The 6,161-nt window shown below is 37.9% G+C and carries 7 protein-coding genes and 1 pseudogene; 6 read left to right on the top strand and 2 right to left on the bottom strand.

Going from position 1 to position 6,161, the window contains the following annotated elements; all coding sequences use genetic code 11:
* The 3 genes and pseudogenes from ACFX4I_RS24290 to ACFX4I_RS24280 all read left to right on the top strand — a co-directional run.
* Positions 1-124, top strand: a pseudogene (locus ACFX4I_RS24290) (L-serine ammonia-lyase, iron-sulfur-dependent, subunit alpha); the annotation flags it as partial.
* 291 nt (positions 125-415) lie between these two features.
* On the top strand, positions 416-562 hold the full coding sequence (locus tag ACFX4I_RS24285) for a YuzK family famiily protein (RefSeq protein ID WP_192208360.1): 147 nt from the start codon (positions 416-418) through the stop codon (positions 560-562).
* A gap of 170 nt (positions 563-732) precedes the next feature.
* Positions 733-1,260, top strand: coding sequence for a DinB family protein (locus ACFX4I_RS24280; RefSeq protein WP_377423619.1), 528 nt, complete (start codon positions 733-735; stop codon positions 1,258-1,260).
* Between the two features lie 168 nt (positions 1,261-1,428).
* Here ACFX4I_RS24280 and brnQ read toward each other — a convergent pair whose 3' ends face one another.
* On the bottom strand, positions 1,429-2,769 hold the full coding sequence (gene brnQ / locus ACFX4I_RS24275; RefSeq protein WP_230303631.1) for a branched-chain amino acid transport system II carrier protein: 1,341 nt from the start codon (positions 2,767-2,769) through the stop codon (positions 1,429-1,431).
* Between the two features lie 293 nt (positions 2,770-3,062).
* Here brnQ and ACFX4I_RS24270 point away from each other — a divergent pair, with 293 nt between their 5' ends.
* From ACFX4I_RS24270 to ACFX4I_RS24260, 3 genes are all read left to right on the top strand, one after another.
* Positions 3,063-3,572 (top strand): hypothetical protein, encoded by a 510-nt coding sequence (locus tag ACFX4I_RS24270; protein ID WP_377423608.1) that lies wholly within the window; start codon positions 3,063-3,065, stop codon positions 3,570-3,572.
* 1 nt (position 3,573) lies between these two features.
* Positions 3,574-3,831: a hypothetical protein gene (locus ACFX4I_RS24265; protein WP_230303629.1), complete on the top strand. Its 258-nt coding sequence runs from the start codon at positions 3,574-3,576 to the stop codon at positions 3,829-3,831.
* A 500-nt stretch (positions 3,832-4,331) separates the two neighbouring features.
* The gene (locus tag ACFX4I_RS24260) at positions 4,332-5,432 is read left to right on the top strand and encodes a GerAB/ArcD/ProY family transporter (protein ID WP_377423604.1); all 1,101 of its coding nucleotides are present in this window, start codon (positions 4,332-4,334) and stop codon (positions 5,430-5,432) included.
* A 174-nt stretch (positions 5,433-5,606) separates the two neighbouring features.
* On the opposite strand, the gene ACFX4I_RS24255 is transcribed toward ACFX4I_RS24260, so the two are convergent.
* Positions 5,607-6,137, bottom strand: coding sequence for a PadR family transcriptional regulator (locus ACFX4I_RS24255; RefSeq protein WP_230303627.1), 531 nt, complete (start codon positions 6,135-6,137; stop codon positions 5,607-5,609).
* Between the last annotated feature and the right edge of the window lie 24 nt (positions 6,138-6,161).

The following is a 6,161-nucleotide window of genomic DNA, read 5'->3' as shown; positions in this document are numbered from 1 at the left end:
CGATGCCATGTATAAAATAGGATTGACCATGCCGGTTGCACTTCGCGAAACGGCAGAGGGCGGCCTGGCTGCGACTCCTACTGGGCGTAGATTGGCAAAGGAAATTTTCGGTTCCTATAAATAAACATTCAGTCCCATTAACACCAGGTTTGTTAATGGGACTTTTAATTTGTCTTCAACTGCTCATTTTGTAAATGAAAAAAGGAAATTAGAGGAAGATTGAGGAATTTGGCGTTTATGTACACGGAGATAGAAACAGCTGTTGAAAAATCTGAATTATCAGTGAATATGGAGCCATAGCAACTTTGTGAGTTATCACTAACAATGATAAGATGAGTACGAAATTTACTATGGGAAGGATTGATTCTTCATTAATTTTCTCGAATTAACGTACACGTCGGCAATGGAAAAAGCGATGTTTCAGGCTCATGGAATCGGCTATGCACTATATGCTCAAAAACTGGAGCAACGCATGATGGTTGAACAAGAACGGGAACAGGATTATCTACAAAGCAGGCGTATAACAGAGGAGATGAGAGCCAATCTCTTTTTGGGGAGTTAATTTCGATCTACGATATCGATGACATAAACGAAACGATCAGGAACAAGCGAAAGGGCAATCAAAAGATTGCTCTTTTTGTCCTGCCCTAAAAGGCAGGCTATTCATTAATTTTTCCATTTAAAAGAAGGAAACAACACTTTTAAATAGAATGTACGTTCATGAAGAGGAGGATGATCTTGGTGGAGAGAAGAGCATTACTGGTATCTGCATTACCGGGATATGAAGAGGAAATTGGGCGGTGGTTATGGTGTTTAGAAGATGTTCGCCGTACGCTTATAGCGGAATTGACAGGAATCAGCCAAAATTTACTCGATTCGAAAATCGATGAAAGGCAAACGATTGGCTCACTGTTATATCACATAGCGTTGATAGAGGCAGATTGGTTATACGAGGAGGTCCTTGTTACAGAATGGGATTCGGGAATACGCGCATTGTTTCCATTTGGATGCCGTGCTGAGGATTGCTCCCTAAGCCACATTGAAGGACAAACATTAGAAGAACATTTCTACCGCCTCAATAAGGTACGTGAAGTATTTCTTTCAAACTTTCGCACAATGGACCTAACGGATTGGCGTAAACCGAGGGTGCTTGAACAATATGACGTCACACCTGAATGGGTCGTTTACCATTTGATTGAACATGAAGCACATCATAGGGGGCAGATTTTTCAATTGCTGAAGAAATTACGGAATGAATGACTCCTGCCGAATAACTGACTTGCGGAGTGAAGGCTTGGCAGACAGTCGGCGGAATGGGAGCGGGTTTCTGAATTTAACTGGAACGTTTTTCAAAGAAAAAAACTGTAGGCAAACTCGCTTTTCTTCGAATTTGCCTACAGTCAAATATTCCTGGACTGATTTTATCGTTTAATCTATTTGGTGATTATGACCGAATTTCGAACGTAAGACGCTGCTGGCATACCCAATGAATCCTCCGACAATTGCTGGGATGATCCATCCCAGTCCTGCCTCATACATAGGAAGTATTGCAGTGAAGAAATCATTGATGAATGAAATGTGTACACCTGCTCCATTTAATCCATCGAATAAACTGACGATGAATGTTAAAAGTAAGCTGCCTTGATAAACTTCAGGTCTTCCTTTAAATAAAGAATGAAGAAATGTCAAGAAGATCAAAACAATCGCTAATGGATAAATGGCTGTCATTACAGGTACAGAAATGGCAATTAACTGGGTTAGTCCAATATTGGCTATTATTGCACTGAATATGGATAAACTGATGGCAATTGTTTTGTAAGGCAGATTTGGAAATAGCTTATGGAAGTATGTCGAGCAAGATGTAATGAGTCCTACACTCGTCGTTATACAAGCCACTGTGATCATTAATCCTAATAATAGCCCGCCATATGCTCCAAAGTAGTAATCCGAGACTTTTGCCAAGATGATGCCTCCATTATCCAAGCGTCCAAGTTTCTCAACGCTTGAAGCACCCATATAAGAAAGAGCTGTGTAAATGGTAGCAAGGATAACGGCCGCGATCGCAGTCGCTTTTCCGCAAACGATCATTATTTGTTTCTTTGTTTTAGCACCCTTTTCTTTAATGGCATTGATGATGATGATGCCAAAAACAAAAGATGCAAGAGTATCCATCGTTAGATAACCTTCTCTGAACCCATTGAAAAATGGTTGGACCATATAGTGCTCGGCAGGTGCTTGAAAATCTCCAATCGGATTTACGAAAGCGACTACCACCAGGATTCCAATGAATGTCAACTTGATGGGTGTTAAAACTTTCCCCACAATTTCGACAATTTTCGCGGGATTGAGCGAAAGAAGGCACGAAACTGTAAAAAAGATGATGGTGAAAATAAGTAAAGGCAGTGGACCTGGATCTTCAGGCAAAAAAGGTTTTACACCGATCTCAAAAGAAACGTTTCCTGTTCTAGGCATTGCGAATAATGGACCGATGGCTAAATAAAGAACAGTTGTGAATACAATACCAAAGACTGGATGGACGCGGCTCGCTAATGATTGTAAGTCATCTTTTCCAGAAAAACCGAGTGCCAGAACACCAAGTAACGGTAATCCTACTCCTGTGACCAAAAACCCTGCATTAGCTGACCAGATATTCGTACCTGCTGATTGACCAAGCATTGGCGGGAAAATTAAATTCCCTGCCCCGAAGAAAAGGGCAAATAACATTAACCCAATCACTACTATAAATGAAAATGGTACCTTATTAGACAAAATAAACCCTCCGAGAAACCAAAATTTGCTATTTTAGAAAATTATTAAATTTTCTAAAAATTTAATCTAAGCTTAAACTAAGACCGTATCGTATTATAACTAAATTAAATTGATATTTCAATATATTTTTTGTTTTTTATTAATTACCTTGATGATCAGTGATCCCCCTTACCTTATTTTGAACATCTAAAGGCTGCTCATACTAATGAAATTCATTTTTGAACAAATGAAATTTAAAAGGAAATGAGGGTGCGGACATTAAAAAATTTCTTAGCTTTTTGTTGTTAATCGCAGTGTTTTCAGGTGCAGGTGCATGTAACAAGGAAGTGGTCAAAGAAAACGGTGAAATGACAGAGAGGAGCCCTGGTAAAGAGGGAGATGCGATCAAATTGGGAGAGGCAGAAAAGTTATTTAAAGGCTATTATAGTGCACGATATACCATTAAAGATCCAGCCAATCCTCCTACCTTTGATGAAATTGCAGACAAAATTAAAGGATATTTATCAGAAGATGAATATAATGCCCAAATTCTTAACCGTTTTTATTCTATGCCTGCACTTGTAGCCAAAGAAATCAAGAAAAGCATCGAAGTGCAAAGTGTGAAGCTTGAAGAACAAAGTATAAATGAAGATGGCACAGTGGATTACACATACACAACGGTATTTAAGGTTTATGACGAGAATTCATCCAAAATTTATAAGAAAGAAGGAGAGCTCACGATAACCATCATAGATAATGAATTAAAAGTCACCCGTGATTGGAGCAGAGGGATAAAGATTGATGGTTTAGACGGCGGACTTTAGAGTGGAAAAATTAAGGCGGTGTTTTATAATGGGATCAGTTTTTGAAAAAATACTGGGATTGTTCTTTGAAAAACGGAAACAAAGTAAAAAAGATGTATTCTTACTAATTTTCTTATTCGGGCTTCCTATAATAAGTGTGGTTAAGTATTTCACGGATAAGGACTTATTTTGGTTATCTGACATTGTGTTAATTGCAATCATTATTCTTTCTGCATTCATATATTTTGAAGGAAAAAGAAACAGGGAAAATGATAATTAAAATCCCAGATATCGTGGAGTAAGGGGGCAGAAATGCTATTGAAAGCCCAAGAGCTAGGGATACAAGAAATTAGAGAATTCTTAAATCATCGCAAACTTTGAGACCCAAATAAGGTTTCCGTTTGTCGAGTAAAGGGGGGGGCGGAATGGTCATCCCGAACCAACTGTTTTATGAAATCCCACATTGGATTGAAGAAATTTGCGACACTCCGGCCGAATAACTGGCTAGCCGAGACCCAACAGGCGCTTGCTTTGATGAGGCTTGGAAGACAGTCGGCGGAAAGGGAGCGGATTTTATTTTCTGCTTTTCCAAACTGCCGATTGCGGCTTATATTGGCCAAAAAATAACTTATACTCAACAGGGTTTGTATATTCTTCTTCTGTCAATAATGGTTATGGAATCACAAATGAGCTGGGTGCGCCAGCAAAGAGAAAACATTTCTATGTTTTTATACCATATGTATATAACTTACCGTTTTGTTGTGAAAGGAACTTATGCAAATGCTCGAGAAGGGTAAAATCGGAAGCCGTCAACTAACGATATTAGTGATATTATATACGCTTGGTGATTCTATTTTAGTTTTACCCTCCATTGTCGCTTCTGAAGCTGAACAAGATGGTTGGGTTTCGGGTATCATTGGCGTGGCAATAGCACCGTTATTGGTTATTTTTTTATATGACGCTTTAAGGAAAAGGTATCCTGATTCAACATTAGTGGAATACAGCCAAAAAATTTTGGGTAAGTGGCTCGGAATAGCAGTTTCTCTTCTATTCATAAGCTACTTTTTTATAACTACAGCGACTTACCTGAGTGAAATTGGGGATTTTATGATAAGTCATATTATGCCTGATACTCCAATTCAAGTGATCATGATTCTTTTTATGAGTGTCGTCCTCATGGCCGCACGTCTTGGTTTGGAACCTTTGGCCCGAAGCGCGGAAATATTTTTCCCTTTTGTTGTATTACTTGTATCAACATTAATAATTCTTCTCCTTCCTGAGATTAAATTTCAAAATCTGCAACCCGTAGGGGAGGGAGGATTGAAACAGATTATACGGGGTTCTATACCATTTATTGTTTTTCCGTTTATTGAACCGGTTGCGATTCTAATGATCCTCCCATTCGTAAGTCAAAAAGACAGAATAAGAAAAAGCCTTTTTGTCGGTCAATTGTTGGCTGGAAGTGTTTTGATCATTATAACCATGTTAGCCATTCTTGTACTTGGTCCAGAGTCAACAGCAAGACAAAATTATCCAATATATATGTTGGCTAAGAAAATCAATATCGCTAATTTCATGACACGGCTGGAAGCAATACTAGCCATAATATGGTTCATCACAATTTTTATTAGATTTAGTTTGTTTTTTTATGTGACCGTTTTAGGCCTGGCACAAACGTTAAAATTGCAGGATTATCGTCCTCTGGTTTTTCCGTTTGGTATCCTTTTGATTGCCTTTACATTGATTATGACACCTAATATCGTCCATTATAATGAATTCATTTCAGAAATCTGGCCGTTTTATGCTATGACATTCGGGTTTCTGCTTCCATTGTTATTACTAATAATCGCCAAGGTTCAAAAAAGTGTTGGATCAAACTAAATCGGACTTATTTGTTAATATGAATAATAAAAGCTATGTGAATATAAGTTTTCACATAGCTTTTATTATTGGTTATATGAATGGGCCAATTTCGCCACATTCGTTGTAGTACCGCCATCTGCACGTAAATCTTGTTTTTAATCTGAAGTTTGGAATGCCCACGAAAAAGGAAATTTACAATTCCTTTGACTTGATCCTTCTAATTAATTCTTCAAACCAATATATTGTGTGATCTGTTCTGGTCGAAAAATAGCCATCCAAAAATTCACGAATATTCTCGTTGCCTTTAGGTTCTGGCTCGAAATTTCCAAGTTGCTCCCAAAAAGCCTTGATGGACTTTACTTTTTTTTCTAATATATCTACTACTTTATCCCGATCTACATACTTGATGTTAGCTAAACCAACAATCATATCCTTAATTTCATCCGCATTTTCAAATAATTTATAGATCTTTTTCGGGAGTTCTTCGCGACCATTATCCGTAATCGCAAATACTTGTTTATCAGGCCGATGTTCTTCTTTTATCACTTCAACTGGTTCGACTAAACCTTGTTTTACCAATGATTCGAAATGGTAGTACAGTTTACTTTCAGTTAACCCGCCTAGGCGATCCAATGGAATGGGTTCTGAAAGCTGTTTTTTTAATTTATAAGGATAGTTTTTATCCTCCATCAGCTTGCTCAATATAAAAATTTGGATGGACATTTTCTACGCTCCTTTAAGAAGTAT

This window comes from Peribacillus sp. YIM B13472 (genome assembly GCF_042788005.1).
Classification (GTDB): Bacteria; Bacillota; Bacilli; order Bacillales; family DSM-1321; genus Peribacillus; species Peribacillus simplex_E.
Note: the sequence above shows the minus strand (reverse complement) of the source record. Positions and strands in the feature narration are given on the sequence as shown.